The sequence below is a fragment of the Pseudomonas sp. 1 R 17 genome (genome assembly GCF_900067035.1).
Classification (GTDB): domain Bacteria; phylum Pseudomonadota; class Gammaproteobacteria; order Pseudomonadales; family Pseudomonadaceae; genus Aquipseudomonas; species Aquipseudomonas marginalis.
This window is the reverse complement of sequence record NZ_FKLB01000022.1, coordinates 143,558-166,181: the sequence shown is the minus strand read 5'-3', so window position 1 is coordinate 166,181 and position 22,624 is coordinate 143,558. Positions and strand designations below refer to the sequence as shown.

General features: G+C 62.3%; 22 protein-coding genes. 9 read left to right on the top strand and 13 right to left on the bottom strand.

Going from position 1 to position 22,624, the window contains the following annotated elements; all coding sequences use genetic code 11:
- The first annotated feature begins 6 nt into the window (after positions 1-6).
- Positions 7-1,554, top strand: a complete 1,548-nt coding sequence (locus BFP99_RS07510; protein WP_065946977.1) for a J domain-containing protein — start codon at positions 7-9, stop codon at positions 1,552-1,554.
- The gene (locus BFP99_RS07505; protein WP_065946976.1) at positions 1,551-2,534 is read left to right on the top strand and encodes a DUF3829 domain-containing protein; all 984 of its coding nucleotides are present in this window, start codon (positions 1,551-1,553) and stop codon (positions 2,532-2,534) included. Before BFP99_RS07510 ends, BFP99_RS07505 begins: the two co-directional genes overlap by 4 nt.
- A gap of 3 nt (positions 2,535-2,537) precedes the next feature.
- Here BFP99_RS07505 and BFP99_RS07500 read toward each other — a convergent pair whose 3' ends face one another.
- Complete coding sequence (locus BFP99_RS07500) at positions 2,538-3,209, bottom strand: DUF3313 domain-containing protein (protein ID WP_065946975.1); 672 nt, start codon at positions 3,207-3,209, stop codon at positions 2,538-2,540.
- Between the two features lie 134 nt (positions 3,210-3,343).
- A complete protein-coding gene (locus tag BFP99_RS07495; RefSeq protein ID WP_065946974.1) occupies positions 3,344-3,838 on the bottom strand; it encodes a hypothetical protein in 495 nt (164 codons plus the stop codon).
- Positions 3,839-4,032: 194 nt separating this feature from the next.
- On the opposite strand from BFP99_RS07495, the gene ccoN reads away from it, so the two are divergent.
- From ccoN to BFP99_RS07480, 3 genes are all read left to right on the top strand, one after another.
- Positions 4,033-5,460 (top strand): cytochrome-c oxidase, cbb3-type subunit I, encoded by a 1,428-nt coding sequence (ccoN, locus tag BFP99_RS07490; RefSeq protein WP_065927506.1) that lies wholly within the window; start codon positions 4,033-4,035, stop codon positions 5,458-5,460.
- A gap of 1 nt (position 5,461) precedes the next feature.
- Entirely contained in the window at positions 5,462-5,671 is a 210-nt protein-coding gene (locus tag BFP99_RS07485; RefSeq protein ID WP_065946973.1) for a hypothetical protein, read from the top strand.
- A gap of 90 nt (positions 5,672-5,761) precedes the next feature.
- A complete protein-coding gene (locus tag BFP99_RS07480) occupies positions 5,762-6,454 on the top strand; it encodes an aspartate/glutamate racemase family protein (protein ID WP_065927504.1) in 693 nt (230 codons plus the stop codon).
- Here the strand turns inward: BFP99_RS07480 and BFP99_RS07475 are convergent.
- From BFP99_RS07475 to BFP99_RS07450, 6 genes are all read right to left on the bottom strand, one after another.
- Positions 6,451-6,963, bottom strand: coding sequence for a GNAT family N-acetyltransferase (locus tag BFP99_RS07475; protein WP_065927503.1), 513 nt, complete (start codon positions 6,961-6,963; stop codon positions 6,451-6,453). The genes BFP99_RS07480 and BFP99_RS07475 overlap by 4 nt on opposite strands.
- 61 nt (positions 6,964-7,024) lie before the next feature.
- A complete protein-coding gene (locus BFP99_RS07470; RefSeq protein ID WP_065946972.1) occupies positions 7,025-8,089 on the bottom strand; it encodes a DUF1176 domain-containing protein in 1,065 nt (354 codons plus the stop codon).
- A gap of 64 nt (positions 8,090-8,153) precedes the next feature.
- Positions 8,154-8,873 carry a hypothetical protein gene (locus tag BFP99_RS07465; RefSeq protein WP_065927501.1) on the bottom strand — a complete coding sequence of 240 codons (720 nt, stop codon included), beginning with the start codon at positions 8,871-8,873 and terminating at the stop codon, positions 8,154-8,156.
- Positions 8,870-10,141: an AAA family ATPase gene (locus BFP99_RS07460; protein ID WP_065946971.1), complete on the bottom strand. Its 1,272-nt coding sequence runs from the start codon at positions 10,139-10,141 to the stop codon at positions 8,870-8,872. The genes BFP99_RS07465 and BFP99_RS07460 overlap by 4 nt, the downstream gene beginning before the upstream one ends.
- Positions 10,142-10,244: 103 nt before the next feature.
- Positions 10,245-11,384, bottom strand: a complete 1,140-nt coding sequence (locus tag BFP99_RS07455) for a glycerate kinase (RefSeq protein WP_065946970.1) — start codon at positions 11,382-11,384, stop codon at positions 10,245-10,247.
- Positions 11,385-11,475: 91 nt separating this feature from the next.
- Positions 11,476-12,582, bottom strand: coding sequence for a sugar diacid recognition domain-containing protein (locus BFP99_RS07450; protein WP_065946969.1), 1,107 nt, complete (start codon positions 12,580-12,582; stop codon positions 11,476-11,478).
- Positions 12,583-12,755: 173 nt separating this feature from the next.
- On the opposite strand from BFP99_RS07450, the gene BFP99_RS07445 reads away from it, so the two are divergent.
- Positions 12,756-14,066: an MFS transporter gene (locus tag BFP99_RS07445; protein WP_065946968.1), complete on the top strand. Its 1,311-nt coding sequence runs from the start codon at positions 12,756-12,758 to the stop codon at positions 14,064-14,066.
- Between the two features lie 64 nt (positions 14,067-14,130).
- On the opposite strand, the gene BFP99_RS07440 is transcribed toward BFP99_RS07445, so the two are convergent.
- Positions 14,131-14,835, bottom strand: a complete 705-nt coding sequence (locus BFP99_RS07440; RefSeq protein ID WP_065927496.1) for an SDR family oxidoreductase — start codon at positions 14,833-14,835, stop codon at positions 14,131-14,133.
- A gap of 101 nt (positions 14,836-14,936) precedes the next feature.
- Between BFP99_RS07440 and BFP99_RS07435 the strand changes: the two genes are divergently transcribed.
- Together BFP99_RS07435 and BFP99_RS07430 are read left to right on the top strand one after the other, a co-directional pair.
- Positions 14,937-15,839, top strand: coding sequence for a LysR family transcriptional regulator (locus BFP99_RS07435; RefSeq protein ID WP_065927495.1), 903 nt, complete (start codon positions 14,937-14,939; stop codon positions 15,837-15,839).
- 81 nt (positions 15,840-15,920) lie between these two features.
- Positions 15,921-16,931 (top strand): aldo/keto reductase, encoded by a 1,011-nt coding sequence (locus BFP99_RS07430; protein ID WP_065927494.1) that lies wholly within the window; start codon positions 15,921-15,923, stop codon positions 16,929-16,931.
- Between the two features lie 121 nt (positions 16,932-17,052).
- Here BFP99_RS07430 and BFP99_RS33235 read toward each other — a convergent pair whose 3' ends face one another.
- A complete protein-coding gene (locus BFP99_RS33235) occupies positions 17,053-17,193 on the bottom strand; it encodes a hypothetical protein (RefSeq protein WP_176719684.1) in 141 nt (46 codons plus the stop codon).
- A 107-nt stretch (positions 17,194-17,300) separates the two neighbouring features.
- On the opposite strand from BFP99_RS33235, the gene rarD reads away from it, so the two are divergent.
- The gene (gene rarD / locus BFP99_RS07425) at positions 17,301-18,182 is read left to right on the top strand and encodes an EamA family transporter RarD (protein ID WP_065927790.1); all 882 of its coding nucleotides are present in this window, start codon (positions 17,301-17,303) and stop codon (positions 18,180-18,182) included.
- Here rarD and BFP99_RS07420 read toward each other — a convergent pair.
- From BFP99_RS07420 to BFP99_RS07410, 3 genes are all read right to left on the bottom strand, one after another.
- Positions 18,151-18,933: a fimbrial biogenesis chaperone gene (locus BFP99_RS07420; RefSeq protein WP_083221151.1), complete on the bottom strand. Its 783-nt coding sequence runs from the start codon at positions 18,931-18,933 to the stop codon at positions 18,151-18,153. The two genes, rarD and BFP99_RS07420, sit on opposite strands and share 32 nt — an antisense overlap.
- Positions 18,930-19,964, bottom strand: coding sequence for a fimbrial protein (locus tag BFP99_RS32710; RefSeq protein ID WP_137212303.1), 1,035 nt, complete (start codon positions 19,962-19,964; stop codon positions 18,930-18,932). The genes BFP99_RS07420 and BFP99_RS32710 overlap by 4 nt, the downstream gene beginning before the upstream one ends.
- Positions 19,965-20,028: 64 nt before the next feature.
- Complete coding sequence (locus tag BFP99_RS07410; RefSeq protein ID WP_256097782.1) at positions 20,029-22,602, bottom strand: fimbria/pilus outer membrane usher protein; 2,574 nt, start codon at positions 22,600-22,602, stop codon at positions 20,029-20,031.
- Between the last annotated feature and the right edge of the window lie 22 nt (positions 22,603-22,624).

The following is a 22,624-nucleotide window of genomic DNA, read 5'->3' as shown; positions in this document are numbered from 1 at the left end:
CTGCACATGACTTGCTGGAATGTCCTCGGCCTGGCCCCGGATGCCGATAGCCGCGCGATCAAGCGCCAATACGCCGCCCTGCTGAAGAAAACCCGGCCGGATGATGACCCCGAGGGTTTCCAGCGCCTGCGCGAAGCCTATGAGGCCGCGCTGGAGTGGAGCCAGGGGCAGCAGGAAGCTGACGAAGTGGTCATCGACATCCTGGGCGACGGCCTTGCCGACCACTACCAGGCAGCCATGGCCCATGGCAATGCGCTGCACTTTGAAATCCAGCTGTTGTTACGCGACATCGAGGGGCATCTCAACCCCGAGGACACCCGCTGGGCCTTTGAAACCTTCAACTGGCTGACGGCCTGGCAGCGCCTGGAGTTGCCCGGCGAGCTGATCGAAAGACTCGAGCGCAAGCACCGCAGCGCGTTGCAGCAACCCTTTCGCCAGGCCCTTGAGCAAAAGGACGAGGCCGCTTTCCTGGCTGCCTATGCCGCACGTTCCGAACATCCCTGGGTGAACAATCATCCCCATGCCGAGTGGTTCAACCAATGGCTGGCCCGCCTGCTAGCGCAGAGTCACTACTGGTCGAGCGCGGTGTTCGACGCGGTGTGCGCCGGCCAGCACTGGCATGGCGGCGCCGGTCATGACTGCCCGGCGGGGGATTGGGCGCGGCTGTTGCAACGCCAGCAAGGCCCGGTCTTCATGGCACGCCAACGGGCACTGGCCACCGAAGCGCCCAACAGCCCGCAACAACGTGCCGCCCGGCTGCTATTGGCACCGATGAGCCTGGGGCAGCGCCGTGCCTTCGCCCAACGCTTCGATGAACATGACTGGAAAGCCTGCCAGGCACTCAGCGCAGATATCTACGCCGACCATGTGGCCGAAGCCGAAGCGATGCCCGGCGGTACCGTGTATTTCTGGCAAGGGTGGGACACGGCCATGGACACCTGGCCCTGGATTGTCGCACTGGTATTGAGCTGCCTGGTGGGCGTGCTGGTGAATGCCGAGCCCCTGGCCGGCAATGTGCTGCCGACCTTGGGCTACGGCCTGCTGTGGTCATTGGGCGCCGTGATAGGTGCCGGATTGGCTTGGCAGGTCTGGCGCCCGCTGGCTCATCAGTACCGCGTGCTCGATGAACGACTCAGTGAGCACCTGCCGCGCTGGCTCAGCCCTACTCACCTGCCGTTGTTGCCGATACGGGACCTGCTGCCAGGGCTGGTCCTTGCCGCAGCGCTGGGTTACGCCTTCGGCCCGTTTGCCAGCCTGGCGCTGGTCGCGACCCTGGCGGTTATCGGCGTCATCAAGCGCCCCTTCATGAACAGCCACACCCCCTGGACCGCCCGCCACCCGCGCTGGACGGCCCTGGGCATGGTGCTGTTGGTCACCAGTGGGATTGTGCTGTACGCCGGCTTGAAGGTGCTCGACAACCAGCAACACGTGACCCGTAACCAGGGCCTGCAACAGTGGCCCGAACGCCTGTGCAGCCGCATGCCTCGCACCGCCCCCGACTGTCAGGCGCCCGCCACCCAGGCACAGTGGTATGGCCAGGAGGCCGCGCAATGAATCCGAAATGGTTGTTACCCATCAGCCTGGTATTGGGCCTGGGATTGCTCGGTGTGGCCGGCGCCACCAAACCCCTGCAACGCGTGCAATTATGGCTCGACCAACGGGACAGCCCTTCCACCGCAACGGCCAGCGCACTGGCGCCGATCATTGACTGCGTGAACCGCATTGATCGCGATACGCGCCTGGCGTACTACCGTATGCGTTCGACACAGCCCGAAGCACCCACCCAGGATAAATTTGGCGACCGTGATGAGCCTGAACCGCGCCTTATCCAAGCGGCGGTCTGTTCGCAGTTGTACACACTCAAACTGGAGCGCCAGCAGCCCGGAAGCCACCTCGGTACTCTCGCCACGGTGTATGCCGACAAGCTGAATAAATTCACCTCGCTGGCAGACATGGTTGACCCGATACAAACCGAAGGTATGCCGTCGAACATACGCCAGTTTGTGGCACAGGCCATGAACAAGAGTCTGGAGGAGCAACTGGCCCAGCGGGGCGAAGAATACCTGCGGGCATCCGCCGAATTACGCAACCATTTGCAGGACGAAGACCTCCGTTTGCGCCCGGCACAGCTGGAGCGACTCGAATCGCGCTTCGGCCGGGACCTGCATTGGCACCTGCTCAACCATATGATCGCCGCCCGCCAGGCGATGAACCAGATTGACCAGGGTGTACGCGACGCCAGCCTGACGCCTCAGCAACTGCTCAGCTTGACCGAGACGCTGCAACAGGCCAGCGATGCCAGCAAGGACTTCCTGGTGAAAATGCCGCGCAGCAAACGGGAGGATGAAGCCACTCACCTCTGGTACGCCACCCGCGCGTCAGCCGACGCGTACCTCCAGGCGTTGCGCACCCTGCATCAGGACTGGCGGGAACACGCCCCACCACAGCAACTGAGCGATGACTACTACCTCATCACCCGTCGCTACGACGCCCTGCTCAGCTACTACAACAAACCCGCCAGGAATGCGTTCTAGTCCCTAGTGTTTTTTCAGCTTCACATACGACTGATGCAGGTCCGACGCCCAGCCATCGATCACGCCTTTCACGTCATCGGCCCTCATCACCTGCGAGTCGTTGGACAGCGGCTTGCCCGTGCCCTTGCGCACCACTTGGGCGAGCACCTTGCCACTGGCACCATCGAGGAACTGCGCCTCGGTGCCCAGGGTGGTTTCCTGGTCTCGGATGCCGGTACCGGTACTCACCGCTGCCGCCACCAGGGCCACGGGCACGAATTCATAGGGTTTGAGGCCTTCGGTCTTGCTGCTGACGGCGGTGATCGCCGCACGTACCACCATCACACCGGGGCCGGGCCCGTTGGCCAGGGGCAGTGATTTGCCCAGCTCACGCTTGAGCGCCTGGTTGAAGTAGGTGTTGATGCCATTGAGGGTGCTGTCGGGGATTTTCGTGGTGGCCTGGGGCTTGGGGTAGAACTGCGTCGGTTCGATATACACCGCGGTATAGCGGCTCAGGTCGAGTTGGGGGTCTACCCAGCGCATCACCTCGCCCCCCGAAGGCGACTTGGCTTCCTTGAGTTGGCTGTAGTCGGACAGAAAGCCTGAGTACTCGTCCGGTTGGGTGACCTTGCTGGCGCAGCCGGCCATTGCGATGGAGGCCACGCACAGCGTACTGATCATTAGCCTTAGTTTCATCATTGAACTCCCTGGCGATCATCATCGAAACATGGAGCTGTAGGTATAGCCAATCCTGGGAAAAAAATGCGTATTTCCACCCAGTGTCTGACACACCGGCGTCCCCCATCGACGTTGCGCGAAGCGGGAGCCCCTCAGCCGCGTTCGCGCGGGATCAGGCTCTGCAACTGCGTAGCCAGGAAATTGGCGTCAAAGCCAAAGGTGTCCGGGTCTTTGAGGCCATTTGTTTTCTTCCACAGCCAGTCGTTTTTGTCGGCCGGCAGCACCAGCGACACACTGCCGTGGCGGGCAGCGGTCAAGCCCATCACCGACACCGAGATCAAACCGCCCACGCCCATGACTTCAGGCACGAACTCCACGGTCTTACCGGTGATCTGCACCAGCAGCTTTTCGGTCTTGAAGGTCGAGGTCTCCACCGGTACGCCCGGCCCGCTGGCGACATAGGCTTCACGGTGCACCTCCAGCAGGCCGACAGTCTTGACCGGCTCCAGCCATTGCTCGATCTGCCCGAACAGCTCGTCGAGCTTGTGCGTCCAGCGCGCCGACTGCACATCGAACTGCTGCTTCTTGTGCGCTTCGCTATCGGCGTAATGACGAAGCATCTCGCCCAGTTGCTGTACATCGTCCATTGCAGATTTCCTTGGGTGTGCCAGGTTGCGATGCCCGATCATGGCAGATGCGGCCACTCACCGTACGATTAACGCTGACAGGCCAGTGGGCGTGCTTGTCGACTGATCCGCTGTAATGAGGTTTTTCTGAGCCTGTTTTGTTTTTCCCGCGTTTCCTACAGTGCCCGCCACTTGGAACCGTGGGAGGACTAAGCATGAGCACAGCAATAACCGGGCAGGCCTATAACTATAAAGTCGTCCGCCAATTCGTGATCGCCACCCTTGTGTGGGGCGTGGTGGGTATGGCCATGGGCGTGTGGATCGCCTCGCAACTGGTCTGGCCGCAGATGAACCTGGACCTGCCCTGGACCACGTTCGGCCGGTTGCGGCCGTTGCACACCAGCCTGGTGATCTTTGGCTTCGCCGGCAGTGCGCAATTTGCCGCCAGCTACTATGCGGTGCAACGGACCTGCCAGGTGCGCCTGTTTTCCGACCGCCTCGCCGCGTTTACCTTCTGGGGCTGGCAGTCGGTGATCGTGATCATGCTGGTCAGCCTGCCCCTGGGTTACACCACCACCAAGGAATACGCCGAGATCGAGTTTTCCGGCGCGGTGTGGATGACCGTGGTGTGGGTGGCCTACGCCATTGTGTTCTTCACCACGGTGGTAAGGCGCAAGACCCGGCATATCTACGTGGGCAACTGGTTTTTCGGCGCGTTTATCCTGGTGATCGCCATGTTGCACGTGGTCAATCACCTGGCGATCCCGGTGGATTGGTTCAAGTCCTACCCGGTGTATTCCGGCGCGACCGATGCCATGGTGCAGTGGTGGTACGGGCATAACGCCGTGGGCTTTTTCCTCACCACCGGTTTCCTGGGGATGATGTATTACTTCGTACCCAAGCAGGTGGGCCGGCCGGTGTACTCCTATCGCCTGTCCATCGTGCACTTCTGGGCGCTGATCACCCTGTACATCTGGGCCGGCCCGCACCATTTGCACTACACCGCCTTGCCCGACTGGGCGCAGTCACTGGGCATGGCCATGTCGCTGATCCTGCTGGCCCCGAGCTGGGGCGGCATGATCAACGGCATGATGACCTTGTCCGGTGCCTGGCATAAGCTGCGCACCGACCCGATCCTGCGCTTCCTGGTGCTGTCCCTGGCGTTCTATGGCATGTCGACCTTCGAAGGTCCGATGATGGCGATCAAGACCGTCAACGCCCTCTCCCACTACACCGACTGGACCATCGGCCACGTACACGCCGGTGCCCTGGGCTGGGTGGCGATGATCACCTTTGGCTCGCTGTACCACATGATCCCCAAGCTGTTCGGCCGCGAGCAGATGCACAGCGTGGCGCTGATCAACCTGCACTTCTGGCTGGCAACCATCGGCACGGTGCTGTACATCGCCTCGATGTGGGTCAACGGCATCACCCAAGGCCTGATGTGGCGCGCGGTAAACGACGACGGCACCCTCACCTACTCGTTTGTCGAAGCCTTGCAGGCCAGCCATCCGGGGTTTGTGGTGCGGTTTGCGGGGGGCGTGTTTTTCCTCACGGGCATGTTGCTGATGGCCTACAACACTTGGCGCACGGTGCGGGTCGCAGACTTGAACGTGGCCCGGCTCGATGCGCGGATCGCCTGATATGTGGAGCGTGCTGATCGTGGTGTGCCTGTACGCTGCGGTGGAGTATTGCCTGCGCGGGCAGTCCGAGACGAGCCTGGACGAAGCCAGCATGTTGCCGTTCGCCGACGACCCGGAGGTGGCGCGGCGCGTGGAGCAGGCCACGGGTAAACCCATCCACGCCATTGCCGCGGAGCAACCCCGGCCGGGATGGGGCAACCTGGACATGTGAAACTGCTCCGGTCATTTGGCGGGCAACTGCGTATGACTATTCAGCGGCTGATGGGTAAGGTGAAGCGACTTTCCCTGTCAGGAGCATCACATGCGCACCATCGGCCTTATCGGCGGCATGAGCTGGGAGTCCAGCGCCGAGTACTACCGCATCATCAACCAGCGCGTGCGCGACCAGCTCGGCCCGCTGCGCTCGGCCCAGGTGTTGATGTACAGCGTGGACTTCGGCCCGGTGGAACAGGCCCAGCACGCCGGGCGTTGGGATGACACCGCGCTGATCCTGGAAGACGCCGCGCGCCGTTTGCAGGCCGGCGGCGCCGAATGCGTGGTGTTGTGTACCAACACCATGCACTTGGTGGCGCCGCGTATCGAGGCGGCGGTGTCGATTCCCTTCCTGCATATCGCCGATGCGGCCGCTGCGGCGGCGGTGGCAGCCGGCACCCTGACCGTCGGCTTGCTCGGCACCGCGTTCACCATGGAGCAGGATTTTCTCACGTCACGCCTGGCCGCCCAGGGCCTCACCGTGCTGGTGCCGGACGCGGAGGAGCGCCGCGCCGTGCACCGGATCATCTATGAGGAGTTGTGCGTCGGCGTGATCAGCGATGCATCACGCCAGGTTTATCTGCGGGTCATCGAGTCCCTGGCCGCACGGGGTGCCCAGGCGGTCATCCTCGGCTGCACGGAAATCAGCCTGTTGGTCAAGCCCGAACACAGCGACCTGCCGCTGCTGGACACCACCGAGCTGCATGCGCAGGCTGCGGTGGCGTTTGCGCTGGAGGGTTAAGCCGACTGGCGCAGGCGCGCCATGCTCAGGGTGTCGACAAACACCCCATCGCGCAGGGCGTAGTCACGCAAGCGCCCTTCGACCTCGAAGCCGAACTTGCGGTACAGGTGGTGCGCGGCTTCGTTGTCGGCGTACACCGTGAGTTCCACCCGGTGCAGGTTCATCCAGTTGTCGGCCACGTCCAGCGCGGCCGTCAACAGCCGCGAGCCTACGCCCTTGCCCTGCCAGGCCGTCGCCACGCCCATGCCGAACGAACCGACATGGGCCTGGCGCACGCGCAGGTACTGTTCCAGGCCCAGTTGGCCGATCACCTCGCCGCCGTGCACCGCCACCAGTTGCAGGCGCCGCTCGTTGTCGGTGACCAGGCGTTTGCGCCAGACATCCACCGACTGGAACGGCATCTGCAGCACCTGCCGGCACACGGCCGGTTCGTTATAGAGCGCCGCCACACCGTCAAGGTGGGCCTCGGTAAAGCGCTGGATCACGATATGGGGTTCAGGTGCGTGCATGGTGTTTCATCCTTTGAAAGACACGTGGCCGACCAGTGTAGAGGCCGTGCCTGCTCCCTGGCTAGGGCGCCGGCACGGTCGTCCATAACGACGGCCAGTCGCCGTAACCGACACCGGTGCAGCGCGGCATGCTATGAAATTCACTGAGCTGGAACGCCTTGCCGTCAAACACCCAGACACCACCGCCGCCACAGTCACCGATGCCACGCTGCTTGTAGAAATAACTCAAGGTGCCGGTGGCTTCGTCATAGCCCACCGAGCCTTGCAGCGCGGCGCCGTCCAACGGCAAGGGCTCAAGCGCCAGCGGCGTTTGCGCATAGGGCGCCTGACGCTGGCGGCTGGTCACGTCGAACTCACAGTTGTAGGCCGCGCAGTCGTAACGCACCACCGTCATCGCCTGTTGCGCCGTCAGCGCCCCGGCCTTTGCCTCGGGCTCACCCTCCTCCGGCGTCACGGCCTGCAACGCGGCGGTCACCAGGCCGGCCTGTTCCTGCGCGGTCAACGCCGGCGGCGCAGGAAACTTGCGCAGCACCGGTGTCGGCAAACGTGGCGGCACCTCACGGGCCGGCGCTTTTCCGGGGCGTGCCAGGGCCGTCACGTTATCCACCCGCCCTTGCACCGCATCCATCAACAGCAGCGAAGCGCTCAGGCCGCTCAGCGACACATGGGCCTGCTCGTCGCCCGGCAATTGCAGGCGCTGGCCATTGCGCAAACGCTGCAACCAGCGCCGCGCCGCAGCGTCCTCGATCACGCCGTAAGACTGCACCTCGGGATCGCCGCCCTGATCGTCCAGTTCCACATGCAGATCCCGGGTCAGCTCCAGGCCCAGCGGCTGACCGTCCAACAGCAAGGTCGACAGGTCCAGCGCTTCGCCGCGGTGGTCGAAGCGCAAGCGCAGATACCCTTCGGGACCGGCCTGATGCCAGATATGTAAGGTCAGGGAGCTGTAGTCTTCTTCATCGACGCCACTGGGCGCGCTGAGGGCGTGGCAATTGCGCAGGTTGTCGCACCCGGTGACCCAGTTCTTGATTTCCCGTAGCAGCGGTACGGTTTCAGCGGGCGGTTGAGCGAAGGCATGGGTGGCGGTGCCGGTCAGCAGCAGGGCCAGGAGTACGGGGCGCAGCATGGGGACTCTCCGTGTCGAAAAATGACGCGGATTGTCCCATGTTCACTGTTTAAGACGGTAGTACTCAGGGCCTGGCTTGGCCACGAACACGGGCTGCGTACTTTTCGAGACGCTGTGCGTGACGTTCGGCCTGTTGCTTGAGTGCCTGGCAGTATTCGGGGAGGCAATGCTGGGCATCGGGTGAGTTGACTTCGTCTGCCAGGCGCCGGGCAGCAGCGGCAGTGATCGGAGTACCACGTGGTCGCAATCGGCCTCTGACAACGGCGGCCCTATCGTTTACCAGCGTCGGGTGATTGAGCTTAAGGACCTCGACGGTGGCAACAGCGTCAGGCGTCAGACCTTCTACGTAGCCATCACTGGAATATCGAAACTGGCGCTCGACATTGGCTGACAGCGGAGAAACGAAGGGCTTTCGGGCCACGTCGTAGTCGGCTTTTTCCACGGCACCATAACCACAAGCCATTTTGGTCTGGCTGGAGGGGTAACACGCTACCAAATTGTCGTAGGCGATGCTGTCAGCCTCGTGATGCGTTTGTGCAAGGACATGCTCAATGTGGCAACTGAATTGTGTGCCCTGCCCCTTTGTTTGGCATTCGGTCGCAGTGGGCAACCGCCGCAAGGTGTACGCGCATAAATGGAACTGCTCCTTCAAGAGCGCCTGGCGAACGGGCTCGCTCGGAAAGCTGCTTCCCTTACCGTAGTAAAGGTTATGCGGCGTATTGCGGTTTTCTCTTTTCCATTCAATCAGCGCCCGTGGCTCGGCGCCTTTTTTGATAGACCTCACGCGCCGCCCTCTTCTAGCGACCTCAGAGAGTCAATACTGGCTTGGGCTTCAAGGACATCAGGGATTTTGCCGACCTGTTCGCGCAGTTTCGCGAGTTTAGCCTGGGCGGATTCAAGATTGTCGTCGTCGAGGTCACGGTAGATTGTTCTGAGTTGCTGGCTGACGTTATGGTTTTGAGCGAGGCCGCCCATCAACTCTTCGATGACTTCACCGCTGCGCAGCCCCAGAGAACGCTCTGGGTGCCCGAGGTATTGGCCGTCTTTCAACAACATTACAGACTCGGCAGGAAGCTCTCCGAGTATTTGCGGGGAATGTGTAGTGATGATGAATTGACAATTGGGAAACGTCCTTTCAAGGTTGGCGACGACGGTACGCTGCCAGGCTGGGTGCAAGTGAAGGTCCAGTTCGTCGATAAGAACAACGCCTTTGCCTTTCAATGGCTCAGCTACCTGACGGTTGAGCAAGGTCAGTCTGCGTGCAAGATCTCCAACCATTGCCAGTAGACACTTCTCTCCGTCGGATAGCTGTAAAACATTGAATTCGAGACGATCCTTAAGAACAGTCATTCTCAATGTTGGTTTGCGACGAATCCGAACATCTTTGAATCCAGTGAATGTTTCGATCGCTTGGCGAACTGCCGAAAGCTCTGGATCGCGATATCCAGGCAAGTCGCGACTACTTTCATTTTCCAAATCTTCCTGATTGCGGAACCAGATAAAAAATCTCTTGAAATCCGCCCCGCCGTGCCCGAGCGCGTCGTCGTATCCCTCAGTGACTGCATTGATCAAATGCTCTCGCACACGCAATGGTACGTCTAACACTGCTCGATGGACGTCGTAGTAAACGGCCAGAGGTAGTTCGACACGCATGCCACCAACAAGGTCATAGTTGAACGCTTGGGTCTCAATAGGAGAGACCGCTTTATTCAAACGTATCAAATCACTGCTTTGATCTTTCGAATGTTTGCCTGCACGCCGATTCAAGGCAATGGCCCAATCGACTTCCTCATCAGCGAGCGTGGTCACTACCTCTAATCGTGAATAATCAGCACCTATTCTGATGTCATCTTTGGAAATAGCTCTGGATTTCGAAGTCTGATCGATGATCCGCGCCGTCAAATTCGAAAGCGTAATCGCCAACGCATCCAGAATCGAAGACTTGCCCACCCCATTGACGCCCACCAAAGCAACAGTCTTCTTACCCTCGAAGTCGAGCTCCATGTGCTCGATGCCGCGAAAATTGACGAGAGTAAAACGCTTGATCTGCATGATCGGCTTCCAACGTGTCCGGCCAGGTCAGCCAGTCTTAAAAGAATGCACGGATCATAGTAATTATCGACAGCTGTGTCACGGCAGCCGAGGGCTGCCTCTCTCAGCCCCACGCGGCCACACGCCACACCCGCGCAATATCCGCCGCGCGCTCGCGCAGCAAACGCGGCGCCTCGCTGCAGGCCTGCTCCAGGCTTATCGGGCCGCTCGGCAAGGCAAACGCCGCTGCCACGCCATGGGCGTACATCTGCTCGTAGCCGTCGCCCAGGGTGCCGGCGATGACAATCACCGGTACGCCGTGTTGCCGGGCGATGCGGGCCACGCCGAAGGGGGTTTTGCCGCGCAGGGTCTGGGCGTCGAAGCGGCCTTCGCCGGTGATGACCAGGTCGGCGCCGCGTACGGCTTCGTCAAGGCCCACCAGTTCGGCAACGACTTCCACGCCCGCGCGGAACTGCGCGCCGAGGAACGCCTTGGCTGCGAAACCCAGGCCACCGGCGGCGCCGCTGCCGGGCTCGTCGCGCACGTCCTTGGGCAGGACCTTGGCGCAGTGATCGGCGAAGTGGCCGAGGGCGGCGTCCAGTTGTTGCACCTGCCCGGGGCTGGCGCCTTTTTGCGGGCCGAAAATCGCCGAGGCGCCGTGGGGGCCGCACAGTGTGTTGTTCACATCGGCGGCGATTTCAAAGCGTACCTGGGCCAGGCGCGGGTCGAGTTTTTCCAGGTTGATATGCGCCAGCCGTGACAAGGCCAGGCCTCCGGGCGGCAAGGCCTGTTCCGCAGCGTCGAACAGTTGCACGCCCAGGGCTTGCATCGCCCCCGCGCCGCCGTCGTTGGTGGCGCTGCCGCCAATTGCCAGAATGATGCGCTGGGCACCCAGGTCCAGGGCCGCGCGAATCAGCTCGCCGGTGCCGTAGGTGCTGCTGGTGCACGCATCGCGCTGGCCTGGCGCTACCAATTGCAGGCCGCTGGCTTCGGCCATTTCGATAATCGCGGTGTGGCTGTCAGCCAACCAGCCCCAACGTGCTTCAACCGTACCGCCCAGAGGGCCACATACCGCCTGGCGGCGCAATTGGCCGTTACAGGCGGCGAGCACCGCGTCCACCGTGCCTTCACCACCGTCCGCCATCGGGCACTGGATCAGCTGTGCGTCCGGCCAGACCTGCGCCAACCCTGCGGCAATGGCCTGGGCGACGCCCTCGGCACTCAGGCTGTCCTTGAACGAGTCGGGGGCGATGATGATTTTCATGGGCTTTCTCCGGTTTTTATCACGCCCATGCTGCCAGTTGGCACCGCCGCTGACGCCGGTCCGATGCACAAGTACGAGTAAGGTTTGTTGTTCATTCCGACAAAGCCTGGGGCAGCAGCTGCACGCCGAGGTACAGCGCCAACATCCCATCCAGGGTCAGCGGGTCGACGCCGCTGAGTTCGGCGATGCGCTCCATGCGGTAACGCAGGCTGTTGCGGTGAATGCCGAGGGCGTCGGCACAGGCCTGGCTTTGCCCGTCGTGTTCGCACCAACTGCGTAGCGTGGCCAGGAGTTGGCCGTTGCTGTCCTTGGCCAGCACCTTGCGCAAGGGATTGAGCAGCTCGTCCAGGGCATCGTCGTTGCGATGACGCCAGAGCATCACGGGCAGGCGGTAGCGGTTGAGGGTCAACAGCCGCGAGTGCGGCAGTACATCGCGACCGTACGCCAGCAAATCGCCGACCCGCCGATAACACCGGCGCAGCCCCGCCAGCCCATCGGCCTGCCCGCCCACGGCCACACGCAGGATAGTCCAGCCCAGGCCTTCGAGTTTTTCCAACAGACGCGGATTGTCGACGGGCACGGCGGCAGGCCGGCACCACAACAGGGAAAACTGCGCCGAGCTGACACACCAGCTGTCCGGGTAACGAGACGTCAACCAGGTACTCAAGGCCTCCGCTGATTGCCCCGCGCCCAGTTCGAACAGGTACGGCGTGCGCGCCAGCTGCGGCTTGAGGCCCAATTGCCGGGCTTCATCAATCAGGCGCGGTGAGTCGCCACCGTCGGCCAGCAACAAGGCCAATAGATCGTCGCAGCGCTGGCGTCGCCACTGTTGCTCGACCTGCTGATGCCGGTGGCTGACCAGCATCTCGGCGGTCATGCGCACCAGCTCGGCGTACGTGCGCAAGCCCTCCGGCTCGCCAGTGATGCCCAGCACGCCAATCAAGCGCTGATCGTGCATCAGCGGCAGGTTAATGCCCGGCTGCACGCCCTTGAGGTGCTTGGCGGTCTGCCCGTCGATCTCGACCACGCGACCGTTGGCCAGTACCAGTTGCGCGCCTTCGTGGCGGGTGTTGATGCGCTCGGGTTCGCCGCTGCCGAGGATCAGGCCCTGGCTGTCCATGACGTTGACGTTATAGGGCAGGATCGCCATGGTGCGATTGACGATATCCTGCGCCAGGTCATGATCCAGCTCGAACATGCGGCCATCTCCTTGAAAGGAAGTCCTTGAAAGCGTGGTTGTTCATCGGCACAGCGCAAAGCATGCATCACTGTGCGCAAGCACAAAGACAGCACCCCGCCACGTGGCCGAGACTCGTTGGGCGATCAACGTTACCCTCGCATCGCAAAAAATCATAATAAAGAGAGATTCCCATGTCACAGAGCGCCGCTGTCACACTGGCCACCGATGACGATAAAAACGCCATCTACAAGCGCATTACCCTGCGCCTGATCCCCTTCATTTTCATCTGCTATCTGTTCAACTACCTCGACCGGGTCAACGTTGGCTTTGCCAAGTTGCAGATGCTCGATGCGCTGAAATTCAGCGAAACCGTATACGGCCTGGGCGCCGGGATCTTCTTTATCGGCTACGTGCTGTGCGGCGTGCCGAGCAACCTGGCGCTGACCAGGTTCGGTCCACGGCGCTGGATTGCCTTGATGATGATCGTCTGGGGCACACTGTCCACCTGCCTGCTGTTCGTCACCACGCCGACGCATTTCTACACCTTGCGCCTGTTTACCGGTGCGGCTGAAGCCGGCTTCTTCCCCGGTGTGGTGCTGTACCTCTCGCAGTGGTTCCCGACGTTCCGCCGTGGGCGGATCATGGCGCTGTTCATGTCGGCGATCCCGGTGTCCGGTTTGCTTGGCAGCCCGTTTTCCGGCTGGATCCTCAACCACTTCGCCGCCGGCCAGGGCGGCCTGGCGGGCTGGCAGTGGATGTTCCTGCTGCAAGGCATCCCGACCGTGATCCTCGGCGCCCTCGCCTACTTCCTGCTCAGCGACAGCTTTGCCCATGCCAAGTGGCTCAAGCCCCACGAGCGCGCCGTGCTGGAAGCCGATCAGGCCACCGACCTGGCCAACAAGCCGAAAACCACCAGCGACTCACTCGCCGCAGTGTTCAAGAACCCGGCGATCTGGGCGTTCGGCCTGATCTACTTCTGCATCCAGAGTGGCGTATACGCCATCAACTTCTGGCTGCCGTCGATCATCAAGAACCTGGGCTTCAGCGATAACCTGGTGATCGGCTGGCTCAGTGCGATTCCGTATCTGCTGGCAGCGGTGTTCATGTTGCTGGTGGGCCGCTCGGCGGACTTGCGCAAGGAGCGTCGCTGGCACTTGGTGGTGCCGATGCTGATGGGCGCCATCGGCCTGGTGATCGCGGTGAATTTCGCCACCACCCCGGCCATCGCTATCCTCGGCCTGACCATCGCCACCATGGGCGCCCTCACCGGCCTGCCGATGTTCTGGCCGGTGCCGACCGCCATGCTCAGCGCAGGCGCAGCCGCTGGCGGCCTGGCGCTGATCAACTCCATGGGCCAGATGGCCGGCTTCCTCAGCCCGTATATCGTCGGTTTTGTGAAGGATGCCACCGGGTCCACGGATGTGGCGTTGTACCTGCTGGCGGCGGTGATTGTGGCGGGCAGTGTGCTGGCGTTGCGGATGACGCGGACCTTGAAGGTATAACGCGGTCCATGTGGGAGGGGCGGTGCGACGATTCGACTTGCCCCCTCCCACATTTAGCCTGCGTTTACAGCAGGCCGCCGCCGTCGATATCAATGACAGCGCCGGTCATGTAGCCATTTTCCATGGCCAGCACATACCCCGCCGCCACTTCCTCGGCCTGCCCCACGCGCCCCACCGGCAGCGCGCCACCTGCCTTGGCAAACATCGCCAGGCGCTGGTCCTCGGCCAACCCCGCATACGCCGGGGTATCAATCACGCCGGGACTCACCACGTTGACCCGACGCGGCGCCAGCTCCTTGGCCAACTGCTTGCCCAGGGCTTCAGTGGCGGCGTTGATACCGACTTTGATGAACTGCCCCGGTGCCAATTTGCGCCCCAGTTGCCCGGAGGTCAGGCTGATGCTGCCGTGCTCATCGAGGAAAGGCAGCGCGTGCTGGATCGCCCGCAAGGCGCCCCAGAGTTTCACGTTGAAGTTGTCCTGGGCCTCGCCCAGGTCGGTTTCGGCCAAGGCCTTGGCGCGCACCGCGGGGCCGGAGGTGTACACCAGATGGTCAAACCGCCCGACGGTTTCGAACAACCGTTGCAGGGACGCGGCGTCGGTGACGTCCACTGGTTCGCTGCGCAGGCCGTTATCGCGGCCCGACGATAGGCGCCGCCCCGCCAGCACCACCTGGGCACCGCGTGCGGCTGCGGCCTTGGCCACGGCTGCACCGATGCCGCTGCTGCCGCCGATGACGATGACCGTTTTGCCGTTGAGTGAGGAATTCATGGGGAAGTGTCCTGGGTCAGAAAGTGAGCGTTCATCTTCCCAGCTTGGCAATCAATGAAAAATCCCGGTAAAACGACAGGATCTTTAAGGGATTTTTACAAATGAGCTCAATCCTCGACCTCGAAGTGTTCGCACGCACCGCCGACACCGGCAGCCTGTCTGCCGCCGCACGCGGGCTCGGCCTGACCCCCGCAGCGGCCAGCATTGCCCTCAAGCGCCTGGAAACCCGCTTGGGTACCCGCCTGCTGGCACGCTCCACCCGCAGCATGCGCCTGACCGAAGAAGGCCGGCGCTACCTCGACAGCGTGCGCGAGGCCCTGGCCGCCTTGGCCGAAGGCGAGCAAGCGCTCAAGCAGCAGAGCCAGGGCCTGACCGGCTTGTTGCAGTTGGCCGCGCCCTCGGATTTCGGCCGTAATGTGGTGCTGGGCTGGCTGGATGAGTTCAAGCTGGAACACCCGCACATCCGCCTGCAACTACTGCTCAACGACAGCAATGCCGACCTGTTCCGCGACACCGTCGACATCGCCCTGCGCTTCGGCGTCCCACGGGACTCCAGCCTGGTGGCGCTGCCGGTGGTGCCCGATCACCAACGCCTGCCCTGCGCCAGCCCCGACTACCTGGCGCGCCACGGCACGCCGCGCACCCCGGCGGAGTTGGCGCAGCACAATACGCTGCGGTACATGCGCCAGGGCCGGGCCAACAGCACCTGGTACTTTCGCCAGGGCACTAGGTTGCAGGAAGTCGAAGTGACGGGCGACTACCTGAGCGATGACGGTGAAATTGTGCGGCGCTGGGCGCTGGCTGGCCACGGGATTGCCTACAAAGCCAATCTCGACATCGCCCGGGACCTCAAGGCCGGACGGCTGGTGCAACTGCTGCCGGACTGGCAAGGCGAACCCACCCCGTTCAACCTGATGTGCCCGCACCGCCTGCAAGTGTCGGAGCGGGTGAAAGTGCTGCACCGATTTCTGCAAGGGCGTTGCCAGGCCTTGCTGAGTGCATGAAGAAACGCCCGCAGGGCTTGTTCCAGAGCCTGCGACTCTGGTATTGCATAGGTCACGTCTCACAGCTGCAAGGAGCTTTGCATGATTTACCGCACATTGGGCCAGTCCGGTTTGAAGGTCAGCGCCTTGACCCTGGGCACCATGATGTTTGGCGAACAGACCCACACCGAGGACTCGCTGCGCATCATCGACAAGGCCTGGGACCAGGGCATCAATTTTATCGACACGGCGGATGTCTACACCGGCGGGCGCTCCGAGGAAATCGTCGGCGAGGCCATCGCTCGCCATCGTCAGGATTGGGTGGTGGCGTCGAAAGTCGCCATTGGCCCCACCGAGGGCCTGCCCAACCGCAGTGGCCTGAGCCGCAAGCGCATCTTCAACGCGCTGGAAGCCAGCCTCACCCGTCTCGATACCGACTACCTCGACATCTACTACCTGCACCGCGAAGATCACGACACCCCGCTGGAGGTGACGGTATCGGCCATCGGCGACCTGATTCGCCAGGGCAAGATCCGCTACTGGGGCCTGTCCAACTATCGCGGCTGGCGGATTGCCGAGGTGATCCGCGTCGCCGAACGCCTGGGCGTGGACAAACCGGTGATCAGCCAGCCGTTGTACAACATCGTCAACCGCCAGGCTGAAGTCGAACAGATCACCGCCGCTGCCGCGTACGGCCTGGGCGTCGTGCCTTACAGCCCACTGGCGCGCGGCGTGCTCAGCGGCAAGTACGCACCGGACGTGACACCCGAAGCCGGCAGCCGTGCGGCACGCCAGGACAAGCGCATCCTGGAAACCGAATGGCGCGTGGAGTCGTTGCGCATCGCCCAGCAGATCCAGCAATACACCCAGGGCCGTGGCGTGGGCATTGTCGAGTTTGCCATCGCCTGGGTGCTGAACAACGCGGCGGTGAGCTCGGCGATCGTGGGGCCGCGCACCGAGGCGCAGTGGGATGCCTACACCGGCGCGCTGGACGTGAAGATCACGGCTGAGGATGAAGCGTTCATTGATTCGTTGGTAACGCCGGGGCATTCCTCTACGCCGGGGTTCAACGATGTGGGCCATTTTGTCTCGGGCCGAGTGGCGCGCGCATAGCCTGTTTGACCAAGTAAGGGTTGCGGAGCGGCCTTACTGTGGTGAGCGGGCTTGCCCCGCGCTGGGCTGCGCAGCAGCCCTTTAAAGCCGTCGCGTTTTTCCAGGAAAACCTCGTCGCCAGTTATTGGGGCTGCTTCGCAGCCCAGCGCGGGGCAAGCCCGCTCACCACTACCACCACCACCACCACCACCACCACCACCACCACCACCACCACACCCCGACTGCCCCTACCAAGCAGACCCAGACAGCGGCAGCGAGACATTTTCCTGAAAACGCCCCAAAACAGCGCGCCCTTCCCGCTTCAAAAGCACCATAATCCCCCTGTTGAAACTCCCCTACTTGTTTGAAATCGGTTTTCGCGAGGACAGCGTGTCTAAAGGTGTTGTGTTATCGGTGTCGGCCTCGGTGTTGTTTGCCGTGATGTATTACTTCACGTCATTGCTGACGCCATTGAGCGGCCTGGAAATTTTCGGCTGGCGCATGTTGCTGACCGTACCGTGCATGACGGTGTTCATGATCGTCAGCGGCGAATGGCGGCGGGTCTGGGAATTGCTGCGAGTGCTGGCGGCCAAGCCTCGGCTGATCGGCGGTGTGGTGTTGTCGTCGGCGTTGCTGGGCGTGCAGTTGTGGTTGTTCATGTGGGCGCCGCTGAACGGGCGCAGCCTGGATGTATCGGTGGGTTACTTCCTGCTGCCGCTGACCATGGTGCTGACCGGGCGCCTGGTATGGGGCGAACAGTTGTCCTACCTGCAAAAGATCGCGGTGTTTTTTGCCGGCCTCGGGGTACTCAACGAGTTGTTCCAGGCCGGCGGGTTCTCCTGGGCGACGCTGGTGGTGATCATCGGTTACCCGCTGTATTTCATTGCGCGCAGATACCTCAAGACCGACCACCTGGGCGGACTGTGGCTGGACATGGCGCTCATGCTGCCGGTGGCCTGGTGGTTTGTGCAAAGCGGCGAACAGGGCTTTGCGGTGATGGATGCCCACCCCAAGCTGTACGGGTTGATCCCGATGCTGGGCCTGATCAGCGCCTCGGCGCTCGTGAGCTATATCATCGCCAGCCGCCTGCTGGCGTTCAGCCTGTTCGGACTGCTCAGTTATGTCGAGCCGGTGCTGTTGCTGGTGGTGGCGCTGCTGCTGGGTGAAGGCATCAAGGCCGGCGAATGGTTGACCTACATCCCGATCTGGATCGCGGTCATGGTCCTGGTGTTCGAAGGGGTCAAGCACCTGGTGCGTCAGCGCAGGGCTTGAGCGACGAACAGGCGACAGGCCGCAACAGCGCCTGATGGTGCTGAATGGCACCCTCATCGTCCAGGGTGGTGAACTGTACTTGCGTACCGGTCAGGCCCTCGTGAGGCAGCCCGAGCATCGCAATCCGTGCAGTCCCATAGGGCGCGACCATCGGCGGATCTTCGCTGCGATGCTCCACTGCGCTGAGTGTCAGTACCACCCCGGACAAGGTCACGTGATAGGGCGTGGGGTTAAGCACCTCCAACCCCGCCTCGCCTCCACCGCTTACGGACCATTGCAGCGCATGAGCCGCGTCCTGCACCTTCCCCGGCAGTTCGGCGGGCCGGAGGAAAAGCTTGATCCGCGTACGAAAGGCAAATTGCAGGACGTTGGTTTCAGCCGAGGCCTCAACGCTCGGCCTGATTGCCAGCACGTTCAGCCAGTACACCGACTCCCGGTCAGCCATCGGCTTCGGCGTTTGATAATGCATGATCCGCAAGGCGCGTCCGGTGCTTGCATTCATGCGAACGATGGGTGGCGTAATCGTGAACGGCACATCACTGTTTTCGGGCGCCGCCGCCGCATCGCCGTCATCGATCCACGCCTGCACCAGGCGCGGACTGTCAGCCTCGTTGTGCAGGTTGATCACCACCGCGCGCGCGGCGCCCGGATAGATGACACGTGTGCGGTCAATCACGATTTCACCCTGCGCGACGATCGCCTGCAGGCTCATCAGCACGCCAAGGCCCCTGCTCCACAGCGCGATGCTCATCGGTAGCTCATTGTGAAGGACGCCAACCCGTTCGCGCTGCCGGGCCGGATCGATGAGCCCGTCTGGATATAACGTGCAGTCAAAGGAATCTGCACGGTTGCATTGCCGGTTGTGCCGACCAGCCACTGGTTCGGGTTGCCAATGGTCGTGGAGTCAGCGCCGTAACGCACCAGTGTGCTCCCCCGCAGTAATTGCAGTGCGACGCCGCTGGCCACGGAGGTCGGGGTCAGGGACAACACATCGCTGCGATTGGCCGGCGTGGTCTGGTCTGTCACCGTGATAAATACGTCACGCGTAGCGCCGCTGGTGCCGCCCGCACATGACAGTGTGATGTTGCGGGTCACGCTGCCGGCGAAGCTGCCCACCCCGCGAAAGTCACGTGCAGCCACGGCCGGCATGGGCATTGCAACCGAAGGCGTGGTGACGCTGCAGGTGGGTTTGCGGGGCGCATTGATCGTGATATTGGAGAAGTTCACCGCGTAATAACCGGCGCCGCTGATGGGCGTGCCGGTGATCGTATACCGTGCAAGGTTCCTGGCGGCGATCGTGCCGCCGGTGATGGGGCCCGTGGCTACAAAATAGATACGGGTATCAAGCCCGAGGACGATGGGCCTTGCCCTGATATCTCCAACAATCAGTGTGACACCTGCCGTGTTGATAGGCATGAACGGCCGATTCGGGTCCCTCGCCATCAAGGCAAACCCGACCCCAGGTACATTGGTGGCATGCACTGGCATTGAAAGCCCGTTAGCGGAAAATGTCCGGCCCGTCGGCGGGCTATTGACCAGCGCCAGCCTGGCCTGTGCCCCAAAAGCAATGCCTGTGGTACACCGAAGCGCAGATGCTGGAGGGCTGTCAAAGCGATAGCCGCTGGCGGCCCCTATCACTTGCCCTACCTGTTGCCCGGCCGCAACGGTGATCGGGGGAATAGTAATATTCACCGACGGGCCGGGGGCGCAGATGATCGCTTGAGCTTCCAGCGCCACCATCCATCCTCCCAGCACCACGCTGACAAGCGAAAACCTAGTCATGAAAACAACACCTCTGTCATATCGGATAAGTCATGCATCGCATCAATCATGAATCGGCGCTCGCTCATGGCTGGCCTGCCACCTGGCGAGCCTGGCTCGCCACGCATACCCCTTGCATGAAGTCGGTAGTGACCTGTCGCTGGCCGGCGGTCGCCGGCGGCATGTGATAGTGGATATCGCACTGCTCGGCGATTTTGCTGCCCCACTTGACGGTCAGGCGGCCTTCCTGCGGGATGTCCCGGACGAAGGCTTTACTGGCCTGCCCCACCACACCGACCTCACGCCCTTGCCCATCGAATACCTGTGCGGCAAATGGCAGCGGGCTGCCATTCTCGCGAACGCCCTTGACCACCACTGCCCGGCCGTTGACCGTGTCGAACTTGACCAGCGATACCGCACCCGAGGTCGGTACGACGTTGCGGGTCGATTCCTGAAGCTCCACATCCAGCGACATGCCTTCCGGATCGATCTCCACCGTATTGTTCTGGAACGCCGTCAGATTGGGCACGACGGCGTATCCCTTGCTGTTGACCCGTGTACCGCCGCCGCCGCCAAGCCGGGCGCCTTCGGCTCCCGGCACATGGACCAGCGCCGAGGCTTCGCCCAGGCTTTGCGAGAACGCCACACCGTCGGCGTGCACGACTACCCCGCCGTCGGCGCCGAACGAAAGCTGCGAGCTATCGCGGCTCTGGCCATATCCGGCGCGCAGGTGGGTGGCATCGGTGCGATAACCCGCATAGGTGTTGAACTGGCTGGAGCGTGTGCCTTCACTGGTCGCACGGTGGGCGGAAACACCGTAGTTGACCTCGGCATTCTCGCCCAGGAAGCCGTTGATGCCCACCTGCTGCTGGCTGCCCCGTGTATCGCCGGTATCCCGGGACAGCGAAGTATTGATCGTCGGCGACCTCGACTCGCTCCCCAGGGGCATCGACAGTGTGAGCATGTAGCGGTTATCGATGCGCCCAGGTTGGCCGATACGCCCGAAGAACACATCGTCACTGAGCTCGCTTTGGGTCAGTTGCCGCGTGTCCTGGATCCTCGAACGTTGCGCCGAAAGGTTCCAGTTGAGCTTGTTCCAGGTCGAGCCGTAGCTGGCGGTGAATGAAACCTGGCGCCCCTCCTCACCGCCCCAATAGTCGACAGAGCTGCCGTACAGGCTCAAGGTGCCGATGCCCAGTTGCTGGCTGATGGTCAGGTCGAGCCGGCTTTTTTGCCGGGCATAGCCGTTGACATCACCGGAGCGGCTCGCGATCTCACGCACATTCAGGGCATCCGGAAGGTTCAGGTATCCCTCTGTGGAGAATCGATACGCGCCCAGCGCAAAATGCGTACCCGATGCCGGCAGGCTTTTGTTGTAGCCAAGCCCGAGGCTTTGCCCGGTCAGGCGTCCATGGTCAGGCACCGCGGTACGTGAGGTGGCGGTGTCCAGCGAAAACGCGCCGACGGGCGTATTCAACGCAACACCGACCTTTCCCTGCTCATAGCCTTTGGAAAGACTGCCGCCGCCATACACCGTCAGGTCATCGGTCAAGCCGTGTTGCAGAGTGCCTTGAAAGACGCTCGCCCCCTTGGCATCGATGCCCTTTTGCTGCACCTCACCCAGGGTGGCGCTGTATTTTGTCGTGTCGGCCCGCAGCAGTTGCGGGGCCACTGAGTACGGCACGACGAAGGTGTTCCGACGCCCGTCGACTTCGGTCACGCTGACGATCAAATCACCGCCGTAACCGGTGGCATGCAGGTCACTGATGACAAAGGGGCCAGGCGCCACCGTGGTCTCATAAATGGTGTAGCCGTTCTGGCTGACCGTGACCGTTGCATTACTGTCGGCGACACCCCGTACCTGCGGTGCATAGCCTTGCTGCGTCTGCGGGCGCATGCGGTCATCGGTGGCCAGGGTCACGCCCCGCAGGCGGACCCCGTCGACGATCTGTCCGTTGCTGAAGGTGTCTCCCAGGGTCAGTTGTGACTGCCAGGGGATGATACTGCGCTGCACATACGTGGACGTGTTCTGATAAGTCTCGAAGCCTGTGCGATTGCTCCAGGCCTGGGCGCCCTGGTGCCGCAAGCGCCAGGCGCCCAGATTGATCCCCGCATTGAGGCCCAGGTAAGTACGACCGTCACCTTCACCGGCGGTGACTGCGCTGGTGCTGAAGTTGTAATTGAGTAACCCTGCGGCAATCCCCTCATCCAGCGACTCGGGGTCAATGTAGCCACGCATGGAGCGCTTCATATAGGCCTGCGGCACGCTGGCGGCCAACTCGAGCGCACCCGGGTCGAAAGTGCTGGACGCCATCGGAATCCACTGCCCCAGGTCGCCGCAATACTGGCCGGCTGCGGCAGGGTTGCCGACCTCGCGCCCATGGGCCTCGGTATCGACTTTATCCATCGCGATACCGATCTTTTCCAACACTTCGCGACTCAAGCACGGCTGCGCACCGGCCTTTGCCTGGGCTGCGACGAACTCCACCTCCCTGCGGCCCAATGCCTGGCCGTTGACCACGATATCTACGCGGTACAGGCCGGGGCTCATCGGGTTGCCGGTGTTGAACCGTGACGTGTCGACCGACGACGCCAGGCCACTGGAGAATGCGTTCAGATCAAAGCTCAACTCAGACGCAAGCGCGGCATCGCTTGCCATCACGGCCGCACTCATCAAACCA

Excerpts from the sequence above, each read along its gene's own strand:
- BFP99_RS07440 (WP_065927496.1), bottom strand. The coding sequence starts at position 14,835 with ATGAATTCCTCACTCAACGGCAAAACGGTCATCGTCATCGGCGGCAGC.
- BFP99_RS07445 (WP_065946968.1), top strand. The coding sequence starts at position 12,756 with ATGTCACAGAGCGCCGCTGTCACACTGGCCACCGATGACGATAAAAAC.
- BFP99_RS07510 (WP_065946977.1), top strand. The coding sequence starts at position 7 with ATGACTTGCTGGAATGTCCTCGGCCTGGCCCCGGATGCCGATAGCCGC.
- BFP99_RS33235 (WP_176719684.1), bottom strand. The coding sequence starts at position 17,193 with ATGTCTCGCTGCCGCTGTCTGGGTCTGCTTGGTAGGGGCAGTCGGGGT.
- BFP99_RS07455 (WP_065946970.1), bottom strand. The coding sequence starts at position 11,384 with ATGAAAATCATCATCGCCCCCGACTCGTTCAAGGACAGCCTGAGTGCC.
- BFP99_RS07450 (WP_065946969.1), bottom strand. The coding sequence starts at position 12,582 with ATGTTCGAGCTGGATCATGACCTGGCGCAGGATATCGTCAATCGCACC.
- BFP99_RS07460 (WP_065946971.1), bottom strand. The coding sequence starts at position 10,141 with ATGCAGATCAAGCGTTTTACTCTCGTCAATTTTCGCGGCATCGAGCAC.
- BFP99_RS32710 (WP_137212303.1), bottom strand. The coding sequence starts at position 19,964 with ATGACTAGGTTTTCGCTTGTCAGCGTGGTGCTGGGAGGATGGATGGTG.
- BFP99_RS07495 (WP_065946974.1), bottom strand. The coding sequence starts at position 3,838 with ATGGACGATGTACAGCAACTGGGCGAGATGCTTCGTCATTACGCCGAT.
- BFP99_RS07470 (WP_065946972.1), bottom strand. The coding sequence starts at position 8,089 with ATGCTGCGCCCCGTACTCCTGGCCCTGCTGCTGACCGGCACCGCCACC.
- BFP99_RS07480 (WP_065927504.1), top strand. The coding sequence starts at position 5,762 with ATGCGCACCATCGGCCTTATCGGCGGCATGAGCTGGGAGTCCAGCGCC.
- BFP99_RS07435 (WP_065927495.1), top strand. The coding sequence starts at position 14,937 with ATGAGCTCAATCCTCGACCTCGAAGTGTTCGCACGCACCGCCGACACC.
- BFP99_RS07485 (WP_065946973.1), top strand. The coding sequence starts at position 5,462 with ATGTGGAGCGTGCTGATCGTGGTGTGCCTGTACGCTGCGGTGGAGTAT.
- BFP99_RS07420 (WP_083221151.1), bottom strand. The coding sequence starts at position 18,933 with ATGAGCATCGCGCTGTGGAGCAGGGGCCTTGGCGTGCTGATGAGCCTG.
- BFP99_RS07410 (WP_256097782.1), bottom strand. The coding sequence starts at position 22,602 with ATGGCAAGCGATGCCGCGCTTGCGTCTGAGTTGAGCTTTGATCTGAAC.
- ccoN (WP_065927506.1), top strand. The coding sequence starts at position 4,033 with ATGAGCACAGCAATAACCGGGCAGGCCTATAACTATAAAGTCGTCCGC.
- BFP99_RS07475 (WP_065927503.1), bottom strand. The coding sequence starts at position 6,963 with ATGCACGCACCTGAACCCCATATCGTGATCCAGCGCTTTACCGAGGCC.
- BFP99_RS07505 (WP_065946976.1), top strand. The coding sequence starts at position 1,551 with ATGAATCCGAAATGGTTGTTACCCATCAGCCTGGTATTGGGCCTGGGA.
- BFP99_RS07430 (WP_065927494.1), top strand. The coding sequence starts at position 15,921 with ATGATTTACCGCACATTGGGCCAGTCCGGTTTGAAGGTCAGCGCCTTG.
- BFP99_RS07500 (WP_065946975.1), bottom strand. The coding sequence starts at position 3,209 with ATGAAACTAAGGCTAATGATCAGTACGCTGTGCGTGGCCTCCATCGCA.